At 68.7% G+C, this 24,175-nt stretch carries 25 protein-coding genes and 1 pseudogene; 16 read left to right on the top strand and 10 right to left on the bottom strand.

Annotated features, from left to right (window positions below):
- Window positions 1–57 precede the first annotated feature (57 nt).
- The 3 genes from ESO89_RS04970 to rnhB all read left to right on the top strand — a co-directional run bounded on the left by ESO89_RS04970 (window position 58) and on the right by rnhB (window position 2,958).
- Window positions 58–1,692: a potassium channel family protein gene (locus ESO89_RS04970; RefSeq protein ID WP_128904561.1), complete on the top strand. Its 1,635-nt coding sequence runs from the start codon at window positions 58–60 to the stop codon at window positions 1,690–1,692.
- Window positions 1,693–1,804: 112 nt separating this feature from the next.
- Window positions 1,805–2,176 (top strand): 30S ribosomal protein S8e, encoded by a 372-nt coding sequence (locus ESO89_RS04965; RefSeq protein ID WP_128904560.1) that lies wholly within the window; start codon window positions 1,805–1,807, stop codon window positions 2,174–2,176.
- Between the two features lie 71 nt (window positions 2,177–2,247).
- Complete coding sequence (gene rnhB / locus ESO89_RS04960; RefSeq protein WP_128904559.1) at window positions 2,248–2,958, top strand: ribonuclease HII; 711 nt, start codon at window positions 2,248–2,250, stop codon at window positions 2,956–2,958.
- 22 nt (window positions 2,959–2,980) lie between these two features.
- Here the strand turns inward: rnhB and ESO89_RS04955 are convergent, their stop codons facing one another.
- From ESO89_RS04955 to secF, 3 genes are all read right to left on the bottom strand, one after another.
- Entirely contained in the window at window positions 2,981–3,727 is a 747-nt protein-coding gene (locus tag ESO89_RS04955) for a TMEM165/GDT1 family protein (protein ID WP_128904558.1), read from the bottom strand.
- A 182-nt stretch (window positions 3,728–3,909) separates the two neighbouring features.
- Window positions 3,910–5,499, bottom strand: a complete 1,590-nt coding sequence (locus ESO89_RS04950; RefSeq protein WP_128904557.1) for a preprotein translocase subunit SecD — start codon at window positions 5,497–5,499, stop codon at window positions 3,910–3,912.
- Window positions 5,499–6,380: a protein translocase subunit SecF gene (gene secF, locus ESO89_RS04945; RefSeq protein ID WP_128904556.1), complete on the bottom strand. Its 882-nt coding sequence runs from the start codon at window positions 6,378–6,380 to the stop codon at window positions 5,499–5,501. The genes ESO89_RS04950 and secF overlap by 1 nt, the downstream gene beginning before the upstream one ends.
- A gap of 162 nt (window positions 6,381–6,542) precedes the next feature.
- On the opposite strand from secF, the gene ESO89_RS04940 reads away from it, so the two are divergent.
- Entirely contained in the window at window positions 6,543–6,890 is a 348-nt protein-coding gene (locus tag ESO89_RS04940) for a hypothetical protein (RefSeq protein ID WP_128904555.1), read from the top strand.
- Between the two features lie 27 nt (window positions 6,891–6,917).
- Here the strand turns inward: ESO89_RS04940 and ESO89_RS04935 are convergent, their stop codons facing one another.
- The 3 genes from ESO89_RS04935 to ESO89_RS04925 form a co-directional block, all read right to left on the bottom strand.
- Window positions 6,918–7,388, bottom strand: a complete 471-nt coding sequence (locus ESO89_RS04935; protein ID WP_128904554.1) for a DUF5812 family protein — start codon at window positions 7,386–7,388, stop codon at window positions 6,918–6,920.
- A 90-nt stretch (window positions 7,389–7,478) separates the two neighbouring features.
- Entirely contained in the window at window positions 7,479–8,234 is a 756-nt protein-coding gene (locus ESO89_RS04930) for a DUF2064 domain-containing protein (protein WP_128904553.1), read from the bottom strand.
- A 75-nt stretch (window positions 8,235–8,309) separates the two neighbouring features.
- The gene (locus tag ESO89_RS04925) at window positions 8,310–8,906 is read right to left on the bottom strand and encodes an NUDIX hydrolase (RefSeq protein WP_128904552.1); all 597 of its coding nucleotides are present in this window, start codon (window positions 8,904–8,906) and stop codon (window positions 8,310–8,312) included.
- 148 nt (window positions 8,907–9,054) lie between these two features.
- Here ESO89_RS04925 and ESO89_RS04920 point away from each other — a divergent pair, with 148 nt between their 5' ends.
- On the top strand, window positions 9,055–10,467 hold the full coding sequence (locus tag ESO89_RS04920; protein ID WP_128904551.1) for an ATP-binding protein: 1,413 nt from the start codon (window positions 9,055–9,057) through the stop codon (window positions 10,465–10,467).
- Window positions 10,468–10,573: 106 nt separating this feature from the next.
- Entirely contained in the window at window positions 10,574–10,858 is a 285-nt protein-coding gene (locus ESO89_RS04915; RefSeq protein WP_241686117.1) for a hypothetical protein, read from the top strand.
- Between the two features lie 48 nt (window positions 10,859–10,906).
- Here ESO89_RS04915 and ESO89_RS04910 read toward each other — a convergent pair whose 3' ends face one another.
- Both ESO89_RS04910 and ESO89_RS04905 read right to left on the bottom strand, forming a co-directional pair.
- Window positions 10,907–11,911, bottom strand: coding sequence for a sulfurtransferase (locus ESO89_RS04910; RefSeq protein WP_241686115.1), 1,005 nt, complete (start codon window positions 11,909–11,911; stop codon window positions 10,907–10,909).
- Between the two features lie 91 nt (window positions 11,912–12,002).
- A complete protein-coding gene (locus ESO89_RS04905; RefSeq protein ID WP_128904550.1) occupies window positions 12,003–12,599 on the bottom strand; it encodes a class I SAM-dependent methyltransferase in 597 nt (198 codons plus the stop codon).
- Between the two features lie 83 nt (window positions 12,600–12,682).
- Here ESO89_RS04905 and ESO89_RS04900 point away from each other — a divergent pair, with 83 nt between their 5' ends.
- Window positions 12,683–13,306 (top strand): GNAT family N-acetyltransferase, encoded by a 624-nt coding sequence (locus tag ESO89_RS04900; protein ID WP_128904549.1) that lies wholly within the window; start codon window positions 12,683–12,685, stop codon window positions 13,304–13,306.
- Here ESO89_RS04900 and ESO89_RS19260 read toward each other — a convergent pair.
- A pseudogene (locus tag ESO89_RS19260) lies at window positions 13,303–14,343 on the bottom strand (AI-2E family transporter). The gene ESO89_RS04900 and the pseudogene ESO89_RS19260 sit on opposite strands and share 4 nt — an antisense overlap.
- 116 nt (window positions 14,344–14,459) lie before the next feature.
- The gene (locus tag ESO89_RS04890) at window positions 14,460–15,056 is read right to left on the bottom strand and encodes a DUF6149 family protein (protein WP_128904548.1); all 597 of its coding nucleotides are present in this window, start codon (window positions 15,054–15,056) and stop codon (window positions 14,460–14,462) included.
- 119 nt (window positions 15,057–15,175) lie between these two features.
- On the opposite strand from ESO89_RS04890, the gene ESO89_RS04885 reads away from it, so the two are divergent.
- From ESO89_RS04885 to ESO89_RS04845, 9 genes are all read left to right on the top strand, one after another.
- Window positions 15,176–15,754, top strand: a complete 579-nt coding sequence (locus tag ESO89_RS04885) for a DUF1684 domain-containing protein (protein ID WP_128904547.1) — start codon at window positions 15,176–15,178, stop codon at window positions 15,752–15,754.
- Between the two features lie 164 nt (window positions 15,755–15,918).
- Window positions 15,919–17,160, top strand: coding sequence for an NAD(P)/FAD-dependent oxidoreductase (locus ESO89_RS04880; protein ID WP_128904546.1), 1,242 nt, complete (start codon window positions 15,919–15,921; stop codon window positions 17,158–17,160).
- 145 nt (window positions 17,161–17,305) lie between these two features.
- Window positions 17,306–17,821: a PAS domain S-box protein gene (locus ESO89_RS04875; protein ID WP_241686111.1), complete on the top strand. Its 516-nt coding sequence runs from the start codon at window positions 17,306–17,308 to the stop codon at window positions 17,819–17,821.
- 182 nt (window positions 17,822–18,003) lie between these two features.
- The gene (locus ESO89_RS04870) at window positions 18,004–18,966 is read left to right on the top strand and encodes a glycerophosphodiester phosphodiesterase (protein WP_128904620.1); all 963 of its coding nucleotides are present in this window, start codon (window positions 18,004–18,006) and stop codon (window positions 18,964–18,966) included.
- A gap of 382 nt (window positions 18,967–19,348) precedes the next feature.
- Window positions 19,349–20,536 (top strand): ABC transporter substrate-binding protein, encoded by a 1,188-nt coding sequence (locus tag ESO89_RS04865; RefSeq protein WP_128904619.1) that lies wholly within the window; start codon window positions 19,349–19,351, stop codon window positions 20,534–20,536.
- Between the two features lie 6 nt (window positions 20,537–20,542).
- On the top strand, window positions 20,543–21,427 hold the full coding sequence (locus tag ESO89_RS04860; RefSeq protein ID WP_128904545.1) for a carbohydrate ABC transporter permease: 885 nt from the start codon (window positions 20,543–20,545) through the stop codon (window positions 21,425–21,427).
- A 1-nt stretch (window position 21,428) separates the two neighbouring features.
- The gene (locus ESO89_RS04855) at window positions 21,429–22,313 is read left to right on the top strand and encodes a carbohydrate ABC transporter permease (protein WP_128904618.1); all 885 of its coding nucleotides are present in this window, start codon (window positions 21,429–21,431) and stop codon (window positions 22,311–22,313) included.
- A 2-nt stretch (window positions 22,314–22,315) separates the two neighbouring features.
- Window positions 22,316–23,527 carry an ABC transporter ATP-binding protein gene (locus tag ESO89_RS04850; protein WP_128904544.1) on the top strand — a complete coding sequence of 404 codons (1,212 nt, stop codon included), beginning with the start codon at window positions 22,316–22,318 and terminating at the stop codon, window positions 23,525–23,527.
- 222 nt (window positions 23,528–23,749) lie between these two features.
- Complete coding sequence (locus ESO89_RS04845; protein WP_241686106.1) at window positions 23,750–24,031, top strand: hypothetical protein; 282 nt, start codon at window positions 23,750–23,752, stop codon at window positions 24,029–24,031.
- Window positions 24,032–24,175: the final 144 nt, after the last annotated feature.

Below are 24,175 nucleotides of genomic sequence, written 5' to 3'. Positions count from 1 at the left end.
CTCGCGACACCGGAGAACGCGCCCCGTTTTTGTGGGTGGGTGGCGTACCCGGAGGAGATGGACTCGTGGAAGCGGCGGGTCGCCGGCTACTCGGCGTTCGTCCTCTTCGTGTTGATCTTCACGGCGGTCGTCTACCGCTACGGGATGCGGGTGTACGAGGGCGACCCCCGCACGATGATCGAGGCGCTGCGCTTCTCGGTCGAGATGTTCACCACCACCGGGTTCGGCGGGGACGCGCCGTGGGAGAGCCAGCAGCTGAACGCGTTCATCGCGGTGATGGATCTGGTCGGCATGATGCTTCTGATCGGCGCCCTGCCGGTCGTGGTGACGCCGCTCTTGGAGGAGGCGTTCGCGACGAGCGTCCCCCGGTCGCTGGACGAGGACCTGTCCGGTCACGTCGTCGTCTGTTCGGACACCCCGCGGTCGGCGGCGCTCATCGAGGAGTTCGACTCCCGAGAGATCCCCTACGTGATCGTCGAACCGGACCACGACCGGGCGGTGCGGCTCCGCGAGGCGGGTCGGACCGTGATCCGCGCGGATCCGGAGTCGACGACGGGGCTGGCGGCCGCGAACCTCGCCGACGCGCGGGCGCTGGTGACCGACGTCTCCGATCAGGTCGACGCGAGCATCGTGCTCGCCGCGAAGGAACTGTCGCCCGACGTGCGCGTCATCAGCGTCGTGGAGGACCCCGATCGCGAGCGATACCACCGGCTCGCCGGCGCGGACGAGGTGCTCTCACCGCGGTCGCTGCTCGGCGAGAGCCTCGCCGCGAAGGTGACGACCGTGCTCCAGACCGACCTCGGCGAGGCGGTCGCTATCGGCGACTCCCTGCGACTGGCGGAGGTGTCGGTGCCGCACGGCAGCCGGCTCGCCGGCTCGACGCTCGCCGACAGCGGGATCCGCGAGCGCGCCGGCGTCAACGTGATCGGGGCGTGGTTCAACGGCGAGTTCGACGCGGCGCCCCCGCCGGACGCGACGCTGTCGGCCGGGACGGTCCTGCTCGTCTCCGGGCGGTCGGACCAGCTGGAGCGGCTCGTCGAACTGACGAACTCCGCCACGCGGCGGTTCGGCGCCGGCGAGACCGTGGTCGTCGGGTACGGGCAGGTCGGTCGGACCGTCGCCGAGGCGGTCGCGGACGCCGACCTGCCCGTCACGGTCGTCGACCGAGAGGACGCCGAGGGGGTCGACGTGGTCGGCGACGCGACCGACCCGGAGACGCTGCGTGCCGCCGGTGTCGAGGCGGCGCAGACGGTCGTGCTCGCGCTGCCCGACGACACCACGACGGAGTTCACGACGCTCGTGGTCCGCGACCTGGCGCCGAACACGCAGGTGCTCGCCCGCGTCGAGGAGGCCGCGAGCGTCCGGAAGATGCACCGGGCGGGCGCCGACTACGTGCTCTCGCTCGCGACCGTCACCGGGCGGCTCTCCGCCTCGACCGTTATCGAGGACCGCGACGTGCTCTCGCTCACCCAGCAGATCGAGGTCGTCAGGAGTCGCGTCCCCCGGCTCTCCGGGCGGACGATCGGACGAGCGAACGTTCGGGAGACGACCGGCTGCACCGTCATCGCGATCGAGCGCGACGGCGAGACCGTGACGGAGATCGGCCCCGACACGCGGATCGCCCCGGACGACGAGCTGGTCGTCGTCGGCACCGACGAGGGAATACGAGAGTTCGAGGGACGGTTCACCTGATCGCCGCGTGACGGTGGGTCGGGGCGTTCTGCCCGGCTTGCCGCCGGTCTCGACGGCCCGGACGCCGGTGCGAGTCGAACGCTTCAAGTATTCGCTGGCTGTTCGTTCCTGTATGAAAGACCAGGGACGCTCCACGCGCAAGCGGACCGGCGGCCGACTCAAGCACGCCTCGAACAAGAAGCGCCACCAGCTCGGCCGCGAGCCCGCCGAGACCACGGTCGGCGAGACGCGGGTCCAGTACATCGACTCCCGCGGCACCGAGAAGAAGGTCCGCGCGCTCTCGATGAACGTCGCGCAGGTCGCCGACGGCGACGAGGTCAGCGAGGCCGACATCGAGAACGTCGTCGACAACCCCTCCAACGTCAACTACGCCCGCCGAAACATCGTCACCAAGGGCGCCGTCATCGAGACGTCCGCGGGGCGCGCCCGCGTCACCTCCCGTCCCGGCCAGACCGGGCAGGTCAACGCGGTCCTCATCGACTGAGCGGCTCCCGGTCCGCCGCGCGGCCGACCGCTTTCTGAACCTATTTACCCGTTCGAACCGACGAGCGACGCGTGTACCTCGGCGTCGACGAGGCCGGCAAGGGTCCCGTGCTCGGACCGATGGTCGCCGCGGCGGTGCTCGCCGACCCGGCGGCTCTCCCGGCCGACGCGGGCGACTCGAAGCGGATCGCTCCGTCGCGCCGCGAGTCGATCGACGCCGCGATCCGGGGAACCGACGCCGTCGGCGTCGGCGTCGCGTTCGTCGAGCTAGCCGAGATCGACCGGCCGGACACGGACATGAACACGCTCACCGTGCGCGGACAGGCGCGGGCGGTCCGGGCCGCGCTCGACGGCGATATCGGCGTCGACACCGACGAGCCCGTCCGCGTCGTCGCCGATGCGGGCGACACCAGCGAGGCGCGGTTCGCTCGGCGGCTCGGCGAGTTCGTCGCCGATCCGGACGCTGACGCCGGCGACGGCGACACCGATCTCCCCGCCGTCGACGTGTCGGCCTCCCACGGCGCAGACGAGGACGACCCGGTGGTCGGCGCCGCGAGCGTCGTCGCGAAGGTGGCCCGCGACGAGCGAATGGCGGCGATCGACGCGGACTACCCCGGGTACGACGGGCTCGGCAGCGGCTATCCGAGCGATCCGGCGACGCGAGAGTTCCTCCGAGCGTACGTCGACGACCACGGCGACGTGCCCGACTGCGCGCGGCGCTCGTGGGCGACCTGCGACGACGTGTTGGCGGCCGCCGAGCAGTCCGGGTTAGACGAGTTCTAGCGTCCGAGGAGCGCCCTCCGGTCTACACCAGCCCGGACGCCGCCGCGCTCACGGCCTCGATGAACGCTTCCCAGACGGAGACCCCGGCGACGATGGAGAGCACGGTGTCGGCGCCGAAGAAGGCGAACAGCGCGGCGGACGCGAGGTGCGCCCGCCGCATATCGAATCGGTGGGCGAAGGTGTGGAAGAAGTACGCGTTCGCGAGGCTGACAGGAACGATCGCCAGCATCTCGCCCAGCCAGATGGCGGAGGTCGCGCCGTACTGGACCGCCAGCCCGATCGTCACGAGCTGGGTCTTGTCGCCGAACTCGCCGGTGGCGGTGAGCACGAAGATCGGCAGGAACCCCCCGAACGAGCCGGCGTATCGGTCGAGCGGTCCCGGAAACGTCACCGACTCCAGCGCGTCGAGGGTCGCGTCGTTCGGCTCGGGCTCCGACTCGGCCGCCTCCGAGTCGCCGTCGGCGTCGTCGGACGCGATCCGCTTCGATTCCCGATCCGGCATCGACCGGTACAGCAGGTACGCGAAGACGAAGAACAGCGTCGCGGTCGCGGCGTCGAGCACGACGCCGGGGAGCGCCGACTGCAGCGCTTGGCCGAAGGCGATCTCTACCGCCGTCCAGCCGGCGAACGCCGAGCTCGCGGCGGCGACGACCACCTTCGGGTCGTACCGCGTCGACAGCGCGGCGATCATGAACTGCACTTTCTCTCCCGGCAGCACCGCGAGCTGGGCGACGAACGCGACGACGACGATCTCGGCGTAGGCGGTCACGCCGGTCCCTCCACACACCCTCCCGACCGTGACGGCCGCGGCTCCGAGGCGGCGAATCTCGGCCTCGTCGCGTCTGATTGGTCGTGGGTCACGTGTTCGAGTCGCTTGCGGCGCATGTAACCGCGTTCGGGTTCAGCGAGCCGATCGCGGAGGGTAGTCGTTTCGATCCCCGCGCCGGATCGTCACCGGATCGTCAGCAGGCGGCGGAGGATGTCGCCGTAGGCGGGGCGGGTGATCAGGACGCCGATCAGGACGCCGAGGATGGTGAAGATCGCGAACCCGGAGAGGTCGCCGAGCGACAGCACCATCAGCGGCGACATCGCGATGATCGTCGTCGCCGCGGCCGCGCCGATCACCCAGAAGGCGCGGCGGAACCGGGAGTCGAACACCTTCTTGGAGTTCACCTCGCCCTCGCTCATCACCTCGTCGGCGATGATCACGAGGTCGTCGACGCCGGTCCCGACGACCGCGATGAAGCCGGCGATCACGGCCAGCTCCAGCGGGTAGCTCAACAGCGCGGCGATGCCGAGCAGCGCGTACACCTCGGCGAGCGCCGTGACGATCATCGGTAGCGCCACCGCGGGCTCGCGGTACCGCAGGAACACCATGCCGGCGACCGCGAGTACCGCGAGGATTCCCGTCACCAGCGAGTAAGTCTTGTAGTTCTCCCCCTGCGCCGCCGAGATGGACCGCGAGGTCCCCTGTCCGCTGATGTCGAGCTCCGCCGGGAGCGCGCCGGCGCGCAGGTTGATGGAGATGGTCTGCGCCTGGCTGAACTCGCTCGTCGTGAGCCGGAAGCCGCCGTCGGTGGCCCACGAGCCGCTCGCCATGCTGTCCGCCAGGTCCGGGTCCATCCCGAAGGAGTTGACGACCTCGCCGTCGACGGTGAGCAGGAGACACGGCTTGCTCACGCCGTCCGGGTTCTCGCCGTAGTCGCACCGGTCCTGGTTGGTGTTGTACGCCGAGGCGAACCCGCGGTCGGCGACGGCCTGCTGGAAGCCGTGGGCGGGCGACTGCTCGCCCTCCGGCGCGGTGTTCCGGACCGTCACCGGCACGTACGCCCCGGTTCCCTGCTCGGCCTGAGCGGCGGTGCCGATGTCCTCGAAGTGGTCTTGGATCAGCACTTCCTCCTGGATCGCGGTCCCGTTCTCGGTCGGGTACGCGATGTCGATCTGGACGGTCCCGCGCTCTTCGAGGAGGTCGATCACGTCGCTCCGGTCCTCGCCGGGAACCTCGACGAGGATGAAGTACTCGCCGGTGAGCGACTGGACCTGCTGGACGCTCCCGCCGGAGAGCCCGGCCTCGTTGATCTTGCCCTCGATGATGCCCTGCGCGACGTCGCGGGTCTCCTGTGTGACGCCGGGGCGAACGTCCTCGTAGGCGTATCCGGAGGCGTCCATCGCCGCGCGGAACTCCGACTCGGAGACCGACGCGTCGGTGACCTCGACCGCGTTCTCGTCGGCGACGGCTCCGATGTCGCGCGCAGAGGCGTTCTCGAGCTCGTCCGCGACCGCGCGGGCGATGTCGTCCGGCTGATCGCCGTCGAAGTCGGCCTCGGTGGCGGTGTAACCGAGAAGCGGGGCGCGGACCCGCGTTCCGCCGGCCAGATCGAGCCCGTACTGGAGGTTCGTGACGCCCTGTTGGGCCTCGGAGACGTTCTCGCCGGGCGCGGTCTGGGGACCGAACTGGGGCGCGAAAAGCGCCACCGTCGCGCCGATCACGATGACGATCAAAACCAGGATTCGCCAGTTGTTCTTGACGGGTTCGAGCATCAGCGCTTCACCCCCTGGAACTTGTACCAGCGAAGCAACGAGACGTTCAGCAGGTACGTGTTCATCAGGTCGGCACAGAGGCCGACGGAGAGGATGATCCCGATGTTCCGGAGGAGGTCGACGCCGAACAGCGCCGCGACGATCGCCATGACGATCATCGCCGCCATCGACGTGAGCGTCATCGTCACCCCGGTCCGCATCGCGCGGTTCACCGACTCGTAGAAGTCGCCGGTCCGGCGCAGCACGGAGTTGTTCAACAGGATGTCGGAGTCGACGCTGTACCCGATGATCATCAACAGCGCCGCGATCGTCCCGAGCGTCATCTGGATTCCGAGGAGGTTCATCACCGCGACCGGGATCACCAGGTCGGAGAACGCCGACGCGACGACCGCGATCGACGGGACGAACGTCCGGAACAGCGCGAACACGAGCACGCTCATCCCGAGGAAGGCGAGCGCGACGCCGAATATCGCTGTCCGGGCCGTGTCGGCCGCGAAGCTGGGTGACACCTGATCGACGGCGGTCGTGTTCAGGTTCGAGGCGTTTGCCTGTCTGTCGAGACTGCCTGCCAAACCGTCCGGGTTCTCGTCCGCCGCCCGGAACGTCACCACGTACACGTCGTCCGCGGGGATCGACCGGACCGAGTCGGGCCGCCGGTCGAACGCGGTCTCGATCTGCTGTTCTACGTCGCCGCCGTCGTCGGCGATCCGGAGCTCCACGCCGCCCGTGAACGCCAACCCGAGGTTCGCCGGCGCGCCCGTGATCAGGTACCACCCGCCGATGATCGCGAGCGCGAGGACGAGGACCGCGAGCGGAATCGCCACGAGCTGCCGGTTGGAGTACTCGGTGTAGTTGACCTCCGGTACCTCGATCGCTACCATAAATACCGCTTCCTGCGCGGGCGTGAATAAGCCTTCTTACTCACTCGCGCGCGAGTTCTAGCGTGCGGTGGTCGTTCTCCGATCGTCCGCGCCGCCCGCGCCGCCCGCGAGGCGACGCGTCGCGCCGCAACGGCTTAGCCGACGGCCGCCGTACCGAGACGCATGGAACCGACCGCCACACGCGTCGTTCTCTCGTACCCGGAGGGGCTCAGCGACTGGGGACGCGACCAGGTCGAGACGGACCGCTACAGGGGGTACTTCGCTCGTGTCCTCGACCGCGTCGCCGTCGGGGACGCCCGCGAGGAGTTCGTCGACGTCGGCTGTTGCGGCGACAGCCTCGACGTGCCGTTCCGCGTCGAGCGAGTCGAGATCGACGGCGACCCGGTCGACGTGGCGACCGTGACCGACGCGACGGCGATCGACTACGAGACGCGGTCCGGCGACGTCGACGGCGGCTGGCGCGTCCAGAGCGCGGCCGGGCCGTCGTGTTCGATCTCCGACAGAGAGTGATCGGACCCTGTCGTTTCCGCGGCCAGCTCAGGGCATGTACCGCACGCTGACCACACACGGCTCCGACCGGACCTCGACGCGGTTCACACCGAGCCGGGCCGCCCGCGACAGCGTCGCCTCGCGGTCGTCGATCACGTCGGCGACCGCGTCCGCGGTGTCCTCCTCCGGCGGCGTCAACACGTGGACCTCGCCGACGCCCGCGCGCTCCTCGCGGGCGAGATCGCCGGTCTCCGTCTCGGCCGCGAGCTCGCGCTCGTGGACGGTCGGGGGTTCCTCGCTCTCCTCGATCGAGAGGGACCGCCGCTCGGCGACCTCGACGACCCGATACGTGACCTCCATCGGCGGATCGGGCGCGACGGTCGCCTCCAGGGCGTCGTCGACCGAGAGCCCGGGGTTCGAGCTCAGCGTGTGTACCTGCCCGTCGTGGACGTCTTTCAGCACCGCGGAGTCGCTCTCGACGTGCGTGACGAGGAACGTACTCTCCTTCTCGTCGGTCATTAGCGGTCGTAGGCGACCGAGCCTTTTCCGGGTTTCGAGCCGCGCTGCTCGGGGTTTCGGTCCATCAGAATCGAACGCCGAGTTCTCGCGTCAGTCCCGGACGAGCCGCGCGTCTCCGTCCTCGACGACCACGTCGAGGCCGTGTTCGTGAACGAACGCGGCGGTGTAGTCGGGGACGACGCGGTCGGCGGCGAACCGGGCACGAAGCAGGGGCACCGCGTCGAGCAGGTCGTCGCCGTCGACCATCGACGGCGAGGACTCCAGGAACTCCACGTCGAGGTCGGCGTCGCGACCGCGCGCCGCGAGCGTCGGGAGGCTGGGGGCCTCGAAGGCGCCGTCGAAGTCGATCGGCGCGGTGAAGCCAGCGTAGTAGGTGCGGCCGCGGGTGGAGGGGCCGAGCACGACCTCGTTCGTCCGGAGCTTCATCGCGGCCGAGTCGATCACGGTCCGCGAGAGCAGCGGCGCCTGCGGGGTGACGACCGCGACGGAGTCGGCGTTCTCCTCGCGGAGCAGGTGGGTGACGGTGTTGCCGGCGCGCGCGCCGAACGACGACCCGACCTGTCGCTCGAACCGGACCTCCTCGGTGCCGCCGAGAGTGTCGGCGACGAGGGTGCGCAGCTCGGCCTCAGTCGAGGTGTCGGTGCGGTGCTCGGCGGGGAGGTCGTCGTCCACGGGGTAGTTAACGAGGAGCTCGCCGCCGGAGCGGTCGACCGCGAGGACGGCGTCGCGGAACAGCGCCTCGTACAGGTCGGCGGCCTCGGCGGCCGACAGCGGCGTCGACTCCGCGATCCCGGTCGCGACGAGCCCCTCGCGGGGCGGCTTCGCAAGCACGGCGACGACGGTCATGTCTCGAACCGAATCGCCCGCGCGCCTTCAAGTCGCCGCTTCGGTCGCGGACTCAGGAAGTGTCGATCCGGTCGATCAGGAGAAGTCGCGCCGCATCGCGATCTCGAACCACGGGCACAGGCGGAGCTGCCGGTACAGCGCCGGGTTCTCGTGGAGGTGGTCGTAGTCGACCCACAGCATGCCGCCGATCTCCTCCTCGTCGGGGTCGAGCGAGGCGTCGTCGAGGGTCACCTTCAGCACCGAGCAGACCTCCCACTCGACGCCCTCGTTGGGGTAGTAGCGCTTGTACTCGAACTTGTCCGTCACCCGGAGGTCGTCGTACTGGTCGGGGATGATCCCCAGCTCCTCCTCCAAGCGCTGTGCGGTCGCGTCCTCCTGCGACTGCCCCTCGATCGGGTGGGAGGCGACGGTGCCGTCCCAGTGACCGTCCCACAGCCGCTTGGTGGGCGCGCGCTGGGCCAAGAGGATTCGGCCGTCGGTGTCGTACACGAGACAGGTGAACGCCCGGTGACGAATGCCGTCGCCGGTGTGGGCGTCGAGCCGGTTCACGGTCCCCTGTTCGGCGCCCTCGGGATCGACGGCGATCACGTCCTGCAGCGCGTTCTCGTGGTCCGTTCCGGCGTCGGCCTGCCCGGCGGAATCGCCGGCCGCGGCCGCGTCCTCGGTGCTCATGCGAGGTAGGTCGATCACCAGGGCTAATAAGCGTTCGATACGGCGTCCGCGTGATCGGTGGGTGATACCGCCGCGTCGCGCCCTCCGTCGCCGCCGTCCGCGACGCGGTCCGACGCGCTTAACCGCCTCCCGCGGCTACGTCGCGCGGATGAGTGACCCGGCGCTCGACGTCGTCGAGTTCGTGTTGACGACGCACCTCTACACCGAGAACCGCGACCTCGACGAGAACGACCTGCCGCCGCGCTTCCGGCAGGTGTTCTGGTCGGACGACGCCGCCGACGACGCACCGGGCGGCGTCGAGCGGCCGCTCAAGGCGACGAGCGAGACGACTCGCACCGCGACGGGCGTCGACCACCCGTGGGACGCCGTCTCCGACCTGCTGTTCACCCAGCGGACGGAGTTCTCCGGCGAGATCTCGCTGACCCAGCCGGCGATGGCGCTGGAGTGGTACCGCGACCACGCGGACGGCGAGCGGATCGCCCAGAACCCGACGATCGTCGCCGCGCTCGAACTCGCCGAGGACCTCGACGCGCCGGTGACCCACGAGGCGGCGCGCGACAACGTCCGGCCGATCCAAGCGGACCGCGTCTGGATCGACGCCCTGCTGGAGGAGTACTTCGACGAGGACGAGGACGGCGAGATGCTCGATCTGGTCAACGTCCGCGCGCCAGAGGAGATCGAGACGACGCTCGCCGACCTCGTGCTCACCGGCGACCAGGAGGGCGAGATCCAGAAGATCGTGAAGGCGATCGAACACCGCGAGTACCTCGCGAGCATCGGGCTCCGCGAGATCGGGAAGCTGCTGTTCGTCGGCCCGCCGGGGACCGGCAAGACCACCGTCTCGCGGGCGCTCGCACACGAACTCGGCATTCCGCTCGTCGAGGTGAAGATGTCGATGATCACGAGCCAGTACCTCGGTGAGACCGCGAAGAACGTCGAGAAGACGTTCGAGGTCGCCAAGCGGCTCTCGCCGTGTATCCTCTTCATCGACGAGTTCGACTCGGTGGCGAAGACGCGCCGCTCCGACGAGCACGCCGCGCTGAAGCGCGCGGTCAACACCCTCCTCAAGTCGATCGACGAGGTGTCGCTCGTGCGCGACGAGGTCCTCCTCATCGGCGCGACCAACCACCCGGACCAGCTCGACGCGGCCGCGTGGCGCCGGTTCGACGAGATCGTTAACTTCCCCAAGCCCGACCGCGACATGCGCGCGGACATCCTCCGGGTCGTCACCCGCGAGATGCAGATCGCCGACTTCGACCCAGACGAGGTCGCCGACCGGACGAGCGGGCTCACGGGCTCCGACCTCCGGATGGTGCTCCGCGAGGCGGTCCTCGGCGCGCTCACCGAAGACCGGATGACGATCACGCAGGAGGACGTGATGGAGGCCGTCGAGGACTTCGAAGAACGGGATAACCTCAAGAACATGGACATGATCGACGGCGAGGGTGCGGAGGTGCTCGGCGAGACGGACTCGGGCGAGCAGGACCACACGCACGACGACGAGTCGAGCGGCGACGACGCCGCGCACGACCACGGCGCGCACAGTCACTCGCACGACTAACGAGGAGCCGAGGGCGTGACGGACGGTCCTCCAGCGTTTTTCCACCCGGGACGCTCCGCGACCCCTCCGGGAAAGTAATTAACTATTCGACCGCAATAGTTGCCGTATGAACCTGAACACGCGCATTTTCAGGGCGTATATTAACCACTTCCTCCCGCGTGAGGTGATTGGACCGGTCATCATCGTGTTCTCGTTAGAAGGGGTGATAGACGGCATTTTCAACCTGTACGTCCCGGACGAGCTTGCGACGCTCGGGTGGGGGATCGTCTTCATTTTCACCCTCGTCATCGTCGCCTACTGGGGGACCGTCGACGAACAGGCCATCGGAGAGCTACAGGATCGGATCGAGGAGATCGAAGAGCAACAGGCGACCGACGACGACGCGCCTTGAGGTCGGTTTTCGCCCGAAGGGGCGTTCAACGGACCCGCCGAAGCCGACCTACGCGAACGTGTCGACGATCGTCCCGGTGTCCTCGCCGGTGGTGTAGTAATAGCCGTTGTCTTCCGAGAGTGTCCCCCAGTCGGCCCAGCTCCCCTCGTAGTTGCGCACGTCCTCGAAGCCGAGCTGATCGAGGACGAACCAGCCGACCGACGCGCGGATCGCGGTCTGGCAGTAGGCGACCGCCGTCTCGTCGGGCGAGAGGCCGGCGTCGTCGATCCACAGCGTCTCCAACTCCTCGGGGGTCCGGAGCCGGCCGGCCTCGTCGTCGATGCTCTGGACGAAGTTGAGGTTGGTCGCGCCGGTGACGTGACCGAACCGGTCGAGGTCGCCGCGCTGGTCTTCGCCCCAGTACTCCGCGGGCGAGCGCATGTCGAGGATCGGGACCGCGGCGCCGTCCTCGTCGACGTTGTCGGCGACGAACTCCCGCGTCGCCACCACGCTGGTGTCCAGTTCGGGCTCGTAGGTGGCCGCCTGCGTCTCCGGCGCCTCGGAGACGGTCTCGCCGCCGGCGGCGTCCCAGACGGTGAACCCGCCGTCGAGCAGGCTGACCCGCCCCTCGTGGCCGAGCGCGTTGAGCGTGTAGACCGCGTACGTCTCCCAGAGGTTCGCCTCCGCGCCGTACACGACCACGTCGTCGCCGCGCTCGATTCCCGCCTCCGAGAGCGTCCACGCGATCGCCTCCGGGGAGACGGTGAACCCGTCGGGGGTCTCCTCGGCGTAGGTGTCCAGCATCTCGGAGTCCGGGAAGTGGTACGCGCCGGGGATCCGGCTCTCGTCGAACGCCTCCTCGTCGCGGGCGTCGAGCAGGTGCACGTCGTCGAGGTTCGATTCGAGCCACTGGCTGTCGACGACGCCGTCGAACTCGGCGGCCGCGGGCGTCGTGTACGCCGCCGGCTGTTCGCCGCTATCGGTCGAGCCGAGACAGCCGGCCGTCGCCGCGAGCGCCGCGCCTGCCGAGGCCAACACCGATCGTCTGGAGGTCCGCGTGGATCTGTCGTCCATTCGCTCGCCATTTGCGGCGTGACCACGATAACCCTGTTAGTGGAGGCCCGTGTTACCGTCGGCTCCGACGAGGGTCGCGCTGGCGTCCCCGTCACCGGCCAGATTTGCGACCCTCCTCCCGCACGCCGACGACGGTGTAGCCGAAGCCGCGGTCGACGATCCGCGGGTCGAACCCGGCGTCGGCGAGGGCGGCGGCGAGGTCGCCGGGGTTCCGGAAGCGCGACTCCATCCCGATCGCGTGCTCGCTCGCGACGAGGGCGCGACCGAGGGGGTGCGTCGGGTCGAACTCCCGGATCACGAGCGCGCCGCCGGGAGCGATCACGCGCGCGGCCTCGTCGATCGCGGCCCCTTGGTCCGGAAGGTGATGGAACGCGTCGACGATCGTCGCCGCGTCGACCGACTCGTCGCGGAGCGGGAGCCGCCCCGCGTCCCCGGCCACGCCCGCGACCCCGCGGTGCTCCCGAGCGCGCGCCAGCATCCCGAGCGAGGCGTCGACGACCGTTATCTCGGGACCGGTCAACGCGGCCGCGGCGCGCCCGGAACCGCCGCCGACATCGAGGAGTCGGCCGATCGGCCGCGTCGCGTGGTCGAGCCCCGCGGCCAGCGTCTCGCCGTCGGCCGGCGGCATGACGTGGTCGTACAGCGGCGCGATCCGGTCGAAGAAGCGAACGTCGCCGAGACCGTGCATGGCGGCGATCGGCGGCGGAGACAGTTAAAAGGCGGTCGCCGCGAGCCCCCGTTCATTTAGGTCGGCGAGCCGTATCGATCGCCATGGAGTACGCGTTCCTCGGCGGCCCGGGTGCGGGGGCGACGCTGCGGCTCGACTACCGGGCGTTCGCCTACGCCGGCAAGTTCGTCGTGGGCGCGCCGGGCAAGGCGGCGTTGCGGACCCCCGACGGCTCGCCGGCGGTCCCGGAGTGGGAGCCGGACGCCACCCTCCCGCCGACCGTCGACGCGAGCGAGTTCGACGACGACGTGGTCGCGGCGGTCTCCTTCTCTCCGGACCGGACCGACCCCGACTGCTGTCGGCTCCGGTACGTCACAGTCCACGTCGCGCGCCGCGGCGAGGGGCTCGGCCCGCGGCTGATCGACCGGACCGTCTCGCGGCTCGCGGCCGACGAGTACGACCGGGTGAAGATCGCGGTCAACAACCCGTTCGCCTACGCGGCGCTCTACAAATGCGGCTTCGCGTACACGGGCGAGCGAACCGGAATCGCCGAACTGGAGCTGGCGCGCCCCGCGGCCGAGCCGGCCGTGAAAGGCGGGGGTGGCGGGGAGAGCGATATCGCGGGCGATCGATACCGCGAGGGGCTCCGCGCCTTCCGCGACGGCGACCGCGACCTCGACCCGGTGGAGCGGGAGTTCATCGCCGCGCGGCTCGGAGACGGTGGCTAGATCACGTCGTAGTCCTCCCGGAACGTCTCCAGCGTGGCCGCGAGCACCCCGATGGCGATGGGGCCGACGAACAGCCCGGTGAACCCGATCGAGTAGATCCCGCCGAACACCCCGAGGAGGATCACCGCCGGGTTCAGGTGGGCCTGCTGATCGATGACGAGCGGACGCGCGTAGTTGTCCACCATCGCGATGACGAGGACCCCGTACACCGCGAGGAACACCCCGGCGGCCACCTGATCGATCGCGACGAGGTACGCCGCCGCCGGTCCCCAGACGAAGAACGCCCCGACTAGCGGCACCAGCGCCAGCACCGCCATCACGAAGGTCCAGAAGACGACGTTCGGGATGCCGGCCGCCCAGAGCCCGAGCCCCGCGACCAGCGCCTGCAGCAGCGCCACGACGATGTGACCGATCACGACTCCGCGGGTCATCGCGTCGACGCGGTCGACGAGGTCCGCGGTGACGTTCGACGGCAGGGGACTCGTCACGCGGAGCCACCGGACGAACGCCGGTCCGTCGAGCAGGGTGTAGTAGACCAGAAACAGCGCCAGCGAGAGGCCGACGGACGCGCGGAGCGCGGTGGTGACGATCCCGCCCACCCCGCCGAAAAGCGTGTTGACGAGCACCTGTCCGACCGTCGCGAGGATATCGCCGACTTCGATCTACTCGCCCGTGAACGCCGCGATCTCCGCCTCGATCGCCGCGACGTCGATGTCGGTGTTCCCCCGAGCGATTTCCGTGAGGTCGCGGACGAACACCCACGAAATGTACGCGAGCGGCAGGATGACGGCGACGATCGACGAGACGATCAGGGTCAGCGCGGACAGGCTGTTCCCCACCCGATGCGCGAGCGACTCGCGGAGTCGGTCGGAAAGCGTCAGCCGGAGCCGCCGCGAGAGCCGCACGTGGAACGGGTAGAGGACGTACGCGAGGATCGCGGAGGCGATGACGTACTCGATGAAGGGGCTGATGACGAAGACCGTCAGGACTGCGACCGAGCCGATGAGGAGGAGGAGAAACGATTGCCCGCGGTTCATGTCGGCCAGTCACGCCGCCGACGTATAAACGTGGTCGGCGGCTCCGGACGACGCGGATTCCGGCGGCGGATCGATCCGCCGCCGGATCGATCCGCCGCCGCACCGCGGCCTCCCGGTCAGGCGCTCGCCTCGTCCTCGTCGAGCCCCGGCGCGGCGGACGGATCGACCTCTTCCGGCTCCTCGCGATCGCCGCCGACGACCGTCTCCCCGTCGTCGGTCTCGACGTACACGTCGTCCGCGAAGCCGGCCAGCGCGTTCTCGTACTCCGCCGTCTCCAGCTTCTTGGGCGTCTCGGGCGCGTCCACGACCCCGTCCGCCGGCCGGAACTCGCCGAGCGGGTCGTCGATCGTGATCCCGTGCTCGCTGAAGAAGGACTCGTAGCGCCGGTAGTGCTCTTCCAGCTCGTCGCCCGGGATCTCCATCATCTCCGTCCAGCCGTGGTTGAAGAAGTCGAAGTTGGCCTGTACGTGCGTGATCTCGCGGGCCTCGGCCTCCGGAAAGCCGGCCTCCAGGGCGGCGACGTAGGTGTCCATCGTCGCGTCGAAGAAGCTGTCGAGGTGGTCGCGGCGCTCCTCGCGGCGGTCCTCGTCGGCCTTGTTGAGGAAGATGCTCGTGTGGAGGTCGACGAGCTTGTCGTTCGCCACGTCGCCGACGACCGGCGTCGTCAACGCCTTCTTGGCGGCCCAGTGACGGATGTTCTGCCGGATCTTCATAGGTTTCGTTAGGAAGCGACGACCTTCAATCTGTGGCGAGGCGATCGCCTCTCCTCGTCTCGGAGACGACGATCTCCCCCGACGAAACCGTTATTGCACGAAATCCCCAATATAGATGTATGACCCAGACGACCCCGGAGGACGACTGGGCCGCACAGATCGAGGCGCAGCGCCGGGCGAAACGCGAGCACTTCCGGGACTCCGCGCGGTCCCCGCTTCCGGCGTCGATGCGTGGCGAGGCCTTCCCCGGGCTGGCGTACTCCGATCCGGACCCGGCGTACCGGTTCGTGCTCACCCTTCACGAACACGACGAGAAGGAGACGGTGACCGTCGAGACGACCGCCGACGGCGAGCAGACGTACCGCCGCTGGGGGGAGTTCCGGTTCGAGGTCGACGGTGAGTCCGCGACGCTACAGGCGTATCGGCCGACCGACGGCAGCGATCGCTTCTGGGTGCCCTTCCGCGACGAGACCAACGGCGAGACGACGTACGGGGCGGGGCGATACATCGACTTGGAGCCCGATCGCGACCGGGTTGACGGCGAGTGGGTGGTGGACTTCAACGTCGCGTACAATCCGACGTGCGCGTACAACCACGCGTACGAGTGCCCGCTCATCCCGACCGAGAACTGGCTCGACGTGGCGATCGAGGCGGGCGAGAAGGCGTTCCCGGCCGAGCCCGCGGGCGCCGACCGCTGAGGCGGTCAGACGCGTCGTCGGGCGACCGGGTCGGGCGAGCCGGTACCGAGCGGCCTCGCGTCGACCGGTCGTCGATCCCCTCGCCGACCCGGCTTTGCGGGTGATTAGCACGGGTTCTGCCACGGATGACAACCCACATTAACCATGAATCCGAACCCCCGCGTATGAGCGATTCGTACGTGATCATCGGTGACGGTATCGCGGGCGCGTCCGCGGCCGAGACGCTCCGCGAGGAATCCCCCGACGCCGAGATCACGGTTCTCACGGACGAGGGTGAGTCCCTCTACAACCGAATCCTGATCAAGGAGTACGCGAAGGGGAAGCTCCCTGAGGCCCCGATCTCGATCCACCAGGAATCGTGGTACGACGATCACGACGTCGATCTTCGGCTCAACACGGTTGTCGTCGACGTCGACGTCGAGAACGACGCGGTCCACACCCACGGGGGAGAGACGTTCGAGTACGACTCCCTCCTGCTCGCGGTGGGCGGCACGCCCCAGCAGCTCCCGGTCGGCAACGCGGACGCCGAAGGTATCCACCACTTCTGGACGTTCCAGGACGCCCGCAACATCAAGGAGAGCGTCGAGGACGCCGAACGGGCCGTCATCGTCGGCGCCGGGCTGCTCGGCATCGACTTCGCGGCCATCTGCGGCGCGCAGGACGTCGAGGCGAAGTACCTGATGCGCGGGGACTGCTGGTGGCGCTACGCCCTCTCCGAGGAGGGCGCGGAGATCATGCACGAGGCGATGCGCGAGCGCGGCGTCGAGCCCGTGTTCGACTCCGGCGTCGATCACTTCGAGGTCGACGACGACGGCCACGTCGAGGCCGCGGTCGACCCGAACGGCGAGCGCTACGAGTGCGACTTCGCCGGCGTCGCCATCGGGCTGGACTTCAACACCGAGCTTGTCGAGGACACACCGATCGAGACCGAAGACGGCATCGCCGTCGACGAGTGCATGTGCACGAGCGTCGACAACGTGTTCGCCGCGGGCGACATCACCGCGTTCGACGACCTCATCCTGGGCGAGCGGGCGAAGAACGGCTCGTGGGGGTCCGCCAAGGAGCAGGGGACGATCGCCGCCCGCAACATGCTCGAGTACGGCAGCGAGGCGTTCGAGTGGGTCTCCTCGTACTCGATCACCCACTTCGACTTCCCGTTCCTCTCGTTCGGCCACCCGACGCTCGGCGACGACTTCGTCGAGGCGACCACCGCCGAGGGCGAGTGGCGTCGCGTCGCGCTGAAGGACGGGAAGGTCGCCGGCGGCGTGCTCATCGGCGACCTCTCGCCGCAGTCGGCGTTCAAACAGCTCATGCGCGAGGGGCGCGACGTGAGCAACCAGACGGACCTCCTGATGGAGCCTGGCTTCTCCGTCGACGACCTCGCGGCCGCGACCGAACAGCAGTAGCCGGGATCGAACGTAGCCGGGATCGAACGTAGCCGGGATCGAACCGCATCGGCAACCGACGGGCGACTGCTACCCGCCGACCGCCTTCTGCGACCGCCGCCGGGTCAGTAGCTTTTCACCTCCCGACGCCGTACCCGGTTTCAGAATGTCTCGCGGACACGCCGGCGACGACCCGCCGGGCGGCGAGTTCTTCGCGTCCGTCGTCGAAGAGAGCGCGGACCCGATCGTCTCGGTCGACGGAGACGGCGCGATCGTCCACGCCAACCCCGCCGCCGAGACCGCCCTCGGCCGGGACGCCGCGTCCCTCGCGGACCGTCGGCTCGCGGAGCTGATCCCGGACGGGACCGCCGATCGGCCCGCGGCCTCGCTCCGCGATCGGCTCCGCGATCGGCTCGGCGATCCGGCGCGGCTCGTCGACGCGGGCGACGTCGCGGTGCCGCTGGCGACGACCGACGGGGAGATCCGCGCCTTCTCGGCGCGGTTCCATGCGCACGACGTCGGCGGCGAGACCGCGTACACCGGCGTGTTCCGCGAGCGGAGCGCGGGCGACCGCGACGATCGCCGAACGGAGCGAGCGCGGGCATCGGTCCCCGGTTCCCGACGCCCGGGCGGACGACTGCGGGCGGCGCGATGCGCTCGTCGTATCCGTTCCGCTCAATAGCACTCATAGCAGATCCTATCTACCCGCCCCGCCCCGTAGACGGTATGGGTGGCTTCCATCGACTCCTCCGTCCGGCGCGTGCGTCGGCGACCCCGTCGCGGGTCGACGGCGCTCGCGGCCTCGGACGGACCGGCCGGTTCCGTGCGGTCGACGCGACCGCCTCGTTCCCCCTCGCTCGGAGCATGAACGGCTTTCCCCGAAGCGCTGCGACCGGTCCGTGTCGTCGCACGCTCCTCTTCGGGACCGCGGGCGCGCTGACGGTGGGCGTCGTCGCGTCCAACCTGACCCCCGTGGCCGACGGCGGAACGGGGCCGGCGACCGACGGGTCTCCCCCGGACCCGACGGGGAGTCCGACCCTCATCGCCCATCGGGGATTCGCTGGGGAGAACCCGGAGAACACGCGCGCAGCCGCGAGGGACGCGACGCGATCGGACGGGCCGGGCCGCCGCGCGGACCTCGTCGAGGTCGACGCGGTACCGACGGCCGACGGCGACGTCGTGGCGTTTCACGACGACGCGCTCGCCGGGCGCGACGGACCGGGGCTCACCGACGCCGAGGGCGTGGTCTGGGAGACGGGAACGGAGGCGGTGACGGGCGCGGAGGTGCTTCACAGCGGCGAGACGGTCCCTCTCCTCGGAGACCTGCTCGACGCCGTCCCGACGGACGTTGGCGTCAATATCGAGTTGAAGAACCCCGGGAGCTCCGCGCTCCGATTCGCGGAGAAGCTGTCGGGCGACGCGCTCGAAACGCAGAAGTCGATCTGGCGGCCCTTCGTCGAGCGGGTGCTCGATATCGCGGCCGACCGCGACCACGAGTTCCTCGTGTCGGCGTTCTACGAGGCGGCGCTCGCGGTCACCGTCGACGAGTCGGAACACCCGGTCGCACCGATCCTGTGGCGATCGATCGAGGACGGGATCGCGATCGCCCGCGCGCACGACGCCGACGCGATCCACCCGCCGATCGAGATGATCCGCGGAACGCCGTTCTTCGACGAGTCGCGGTACGGCGACGCCGACCTCGTCGACGTCGCTCGCGCGGAGGGCCGCGACGTGAACGTCTGGACGGCGAAGTCGTGGCACGAGGCGGAGCGGCTCGCGGCCGCCGGCGTCGACGGACTCATCGCCGACTACTCGACGCTGTCGTAGGCGCTCTGCGGCTCTCTGCACTGTTGTCGGCGGCGCCGCGGCTCCGCCCCACAGGGCGGGAACGTGGACCGGACGCGTTCCTCGAAGCGATCTCCCCTCCGCCGCCGAGCACCACCGAGCCCTCGGGAGCGTATATAGTCCCACCGGGCGAACCGTACCGGACGGTAACACTATTAGCAGCAGTTATGCCTGACGTTCCGGTGATCGAACACGTATGGCGCCACCTTCCGAGCGGTCGACAGGTATCTCACGCCGAAACACCCTCGCGACGACCGGAGCGGCGCTCGCCGCGGCGACCGGACTCGCGGGATGCCTGAACGGAGAGGGCGGCGGCGGGGCGCGGTTCTCCCCGATCGCCGACGAGCTCACCGTCTGGCACGCGATGGGGGGAACGAACGGCGAGACGCTCGATCAGATCGCCGCCGACTTCGAGCAACAGTCGGACATCGCCGTCAACATGGAGTTTCAGGACTCCTATGAGAACGTCCTGACGAACACCCTGTCCGCGTTCGACTCCGGGAACGTCTCGGACATGCTACAGGTCGACAGCCTCTTCGCCCAGCAGGTGCTCGACACCGAGCAGGTACGTCCCGTCGAGGAGATCCTCCCGGCGGAGTTCGACGCCGACGCGTTCCTCGACAACGTCGCCGAGTTCTTCACCGTCGACGGCGAGCTCGCCTCGCTGCCGTTCAACAACTCGAACGCGATCATGTACCTCAACAGGGACGCGTTCGAGGCGGCCGGGCTCGACCCCGACGACCCGCCGCGGACGCTGGCCGAGGTCCGGAGCGCGTCCGAGACGCTCGTCGATGAGGGCGTCACGCAGTACGGGATCGTCTGGCCGAACCACGTGTGGTTCGTCGAGACGTGGTACGGGTTCGAGGGGGAACTGCTCACCGACGCCGAGAACGGCCACGCCGGCACGCCCACCGAGCTGCGGACGCCAGACGCGGTCTACGACCTCTTCGAGTGGTGGAAGGGGATGGCCGACGACGGGCTCTACACCAATCCGGGGATCGAGGCCTGGGGCGAGGCGACCTCGCTTTTCATCGAGCAGGAGGCGGCCATGGTGCTCACGAGCACCGCCTCGGTCGCGGGCCTGATCGCCGACTCCGAGGGGTTCGAGGTCGACGCGGCGCCGTACCCGAGCATCAGTGACACGCGCGTCGGTCCGGTCATCGGCGGCGCGTCCTTCTACGTGCCCGACGGCCTGCCGGAGGCGAGGTACGAGGAGATCGGTCGACTGCTCCAGTACATGTCTCAGCCCGAGGTCCAGACGGAGTGGCACAAGGGGTCGGGGTACTACCCGATCACGCAGCCGTCCGTCGAGTCGCTCCGTGACGAGGGGTGGTTCGAGGAGAACCCGATGTACGGGGTTGCGCTCGATCAGCTTCAGAACGGCGACGCCAGCGACCCCGCGACGAAGCGTGCGCTCCTCGGTCCCGCGCGCGACGTGCAGACGGTCATTCAGAACCGATCCGTCGACATTCTGAACGCCGACGACATCGACGACGAGATCCGGGCGCTCAAAGAGGAGGTCGACGGCGTGCTGGCCGAGTACTACGACTGACCCCGCATGGCCACACGCGAAATCTTCGACGGCCGGGTCGAGTCCGGGCTGTTGCTGTTGCCGACGCTGCTCGTCTCGGTCGTCTTCCTCTACTACCCGACGGCGCTCGCGGTCCGGACGAGCCTCTTCGATTCGAGCTTCGGCCGATCGGACGAGTTCGTCGGCCTGGAGAACTACGTCACGCTGTTGACCGACCCGTCGTACCACGCCAGCGTCCTGCTTTCGGTCCTGTTCGCGGCAGTCGTCGTCGCCGGCGTCATCGCCGTCTCGCTGTACCTCACGTTCCTCATCCACGAGGTCGAGACCGGACAGGACCTCTACCTGATCTCGGTGATCTGGCCGTACGCGCTCCCGCCGGCGGTCGGGGCGCTCGTGTTCCTGTTCATCGCGCACCCGACGCTGGGCGTGCTGACTGGACCGATCGAGGCGCTCGGCGTCGACGTCGATTGGTTCAACGACGGGCCGCAGGCGTTCGTCGTCGTCGCGGTCGCGGCGATCTGGAAGCAGATCGGCTACAACGTGATCTTCATGATCGCGGCGATGAACAACGTCCCGGACACGCTCACCGAAACCGCCGCGCTCGACGGGGTGGGCCGGCTCCGGCGGCTCGTCTCGGTCTACGTGCCGATCATGACGCCAACGCTGTTTTTCCTCGTCGTTATCAACACGATCTACGCGTTCTTCAGCACCTTCGCGTTCGTCGATCTCCTGACGAGCGGCGGTCCCTCGAACGCGACGAACATCCTGATCTTCGATCTGTATCAGGAGGCGTTCTCCTTCTTCAACTTCGGGGTCGCCTCCGCGAAGTCCGTCGTGCTGTTCGTCGTGGTCGGCGCGCTGATGTACGTCCAGTTCCGGGTGACGGACGAGTACTCGTATTACGGTGCCTGACATGGCCGGCGTGATCCAGTACGCGAAACGGCGGGTCGAGGCGCTGCGACGCGGGTCCGCGACTGAGACCGTCGCCGGCGACGGTCCGTGGACGCACCTCCAGCTGTGGGTCCTCGTGTTCGCGGTGGTGTTCCCGATCGCCGTCGCGCTCGTCGTCAGCACGAAACAGACGGGCGTCGTCACGGGCCTCGGCGACCTCGTACCCGGGGGCTACGCCGTCGAGAACTACCGCGAAGCGCTTGTCGACTACCGGTTCGGGCGCTTCATGTGGAACTCGCTCGTCATGTCTCTCGTCGTCGTCGTCGGGAAGCTCGTCGTGTCCGTCTGCGCGGCGATGGCGATCGTCTACTACCGGGTCCCGCACAAGGACCTCGTGTTCCTGTTTATCCTGTTCACGCTGCTTTTGCCCGTTCCCGTCCGGTTCGTCCCCCTGTTCCAGCTGATGAACGATCTCGGATGGAGCAACACGGTCCTCGCGATCACCGTCCCGTACGTCGCGAGCGCGACATCGGTGTTCATCCTGCGACAGCACTTCCTGTCGATCCCTGCCTCGATCGTCGAAACGGCGAAACTGGACGGCGTCGGGCCGCTGCGGTTCATGCTGTTCGTGCTCGTGCCGATGTCGAGGGGGGTCCTCGTCGGCGTCTCCATCATCATGTTCGTGTACGCGTGGAACCAGTACCTCTGGCCGCTGATCATCATCGACTCGGAGGCGAATCAGGTCGCGCAGGTCGGGCTTCAACTGCTTCAGGGGGACGTGCAGGGCGGCCAGCTCTCGTGGTCGCTCGTCATGGCCGGCTCGACGCTGACGCTTCTGCCGCCACTCCTGTTGATGATCGCGTTCCGAAAGCCCCTGTTAGAGACGTTCAGCATCCAACAGAAGTGACAATGACAACCGTAACACTGCAGAACCTCCGCAAGGAGTTCGACGACGTCGTCGCCGTCAACGGGATCGATCTCGAAATCGAGGCCGGAGAGTTCCTCGTCATCGTCGGCCCGAGCGGCTGCGGCAAGAGCACGACGCTCCGGCTGCTCGCCGGGTTGGAAGCGGCGACCGACGGCCGGATCGAGATGGACGGACGGGACGTCACCGCCGTCGAACCGAAGGACCGGAACGTCGCGATGGTGTTCCAGAACTACGCGCTGTACCCGCACATGACCGGGCGACGCAACATCACCTTCGGGATGAAGTCGAGCGGCGACTTCACCGACGACGAGGTCGATCGGCGGGTCGCCGACGCCGCCGAGACGCTCGACATCACCGACCTGTTGGACCGGAAGCCGGAGGCGATGTCCGGGGGCGAGCGCCAGCGCGTCGCGCTCGGGCGGGCCATCGTGCGCGACCCCGACGCGTTCCTGATGGACGAGCCCCTCAGCAACCTCGACGCGAAGCTCCGGATACAGATGCGCGCGGAGCTCGCGCGGCTCCACTCGTCGCTCGGAACGACCACCGTCTACGTCACCCACGACCAGACGGAGGCGATGACGCTCGGCGAGCGGGTCGTCGTCATGAACGACGGGCGGATCATGCAGGTGGACGAGCCGCAGACGCTGTACGACTTCCCCGCGAACCGGTTCGTCGCCGAGTTCATCGGCGACCCGGCGATGAACATGATCCCGGTCTCCGTCGAGGACGGGACGGCCGTCCACGAGTCGTTCGCCCTTCCGCTCCCCTCGGACGAGGGGAGTTCCGGACCCCGCCGCAACGGCGACGGCGAGGGCGGCGTCGCGCTCCGCGATGACCGACGGGCCGTCTTGGGTGTCCGTCCGGAGGACCTCTCCCTCGCGGAGGGAGCCCCCGACGACGGCCCTCGGACACTCGACGCCGAGGTGACGGTGACGGAACCCCTCGGGGACAGCCTGTTGTTGCACTGCTCGATCGGGGAGACGCCGTGTAAGATACAGGCGCAGCCCCGCGCCGAGGTCCTCGCCGGCGACGTGGTCTCGGTCGCGTACGACCCCGCGCGGCTCCACCTCTTCGACGCGGAGACCGGCGAGGCCTTCTACCACTCGGAGCGCCGGACCGGTGCGGAAGACGAGTCCGGTGCGGAAGACGAGTCCGGTGCGGAGGACCGGACCGCCCCCGGACCTCGGGAGTAGGACGGGGAGCGCCCGCGTCCGACGTGGCTCGCGACACGCGCGAACGCGACACCGCGTTCACGCCTCTAAAACCGCTCATAAAATTTCTAACTCTCTGTGAAGACGTTTTAAACGATCGCACGAACCGGTGAACGGTCCCGAAATCTCCGCGCCGATCGAGAATCCAACTGAAGCGGAGCCAACGCTCTGGCCCTTATATGATGTCGGCCGTCCATGCGACTGATGACGACGGTGATCCCCATGTCGAACAACACGTTCCCCTCGCTGCGAGCCCCGATCCGGATCGGCACCAGCCTGTCGATCGCCTGTTGGAACAAAGCGATCGCCGCGGTTCGCGCGGTGGCGTTCTGGGCGGCGATCGCCCTCCCGATCGCGTACGTGCCCGCGGCGTACGGCGCGATGGGCTTCGAGAACGCGTGGAGCGCGCTCGCGCTCATCGCCGTTCACGCGGCGTGCGCCGTGATCGGTCACGAACACAACGCGCCCTCCAGAGTCCGCCCGTGAGCGATGACGCCGATGAGGGTCGAGCGGACACACGACAAAAGATACGATATGAAGTTTGCGTATGAATATATTATTATAGACAATTTTGGCTCTCAGAGCCACTTCACACCTCGTCGACACCGAGCCGACATCGAACCGGCACCG

Origin of the sequence: Halorubrum amylolyticum (assembly GCF_004114995.1) — an archaeon.
Classification (GTDB): Archaea; Halobacteriota; Halobacteria; order Halobacteriales; family Haloferacaceae; genus Halorubrum; species Halorubrum amylolyticum.
This window is presented reverse-complemented; position numbering and strand designations above follow the sequence as displayed.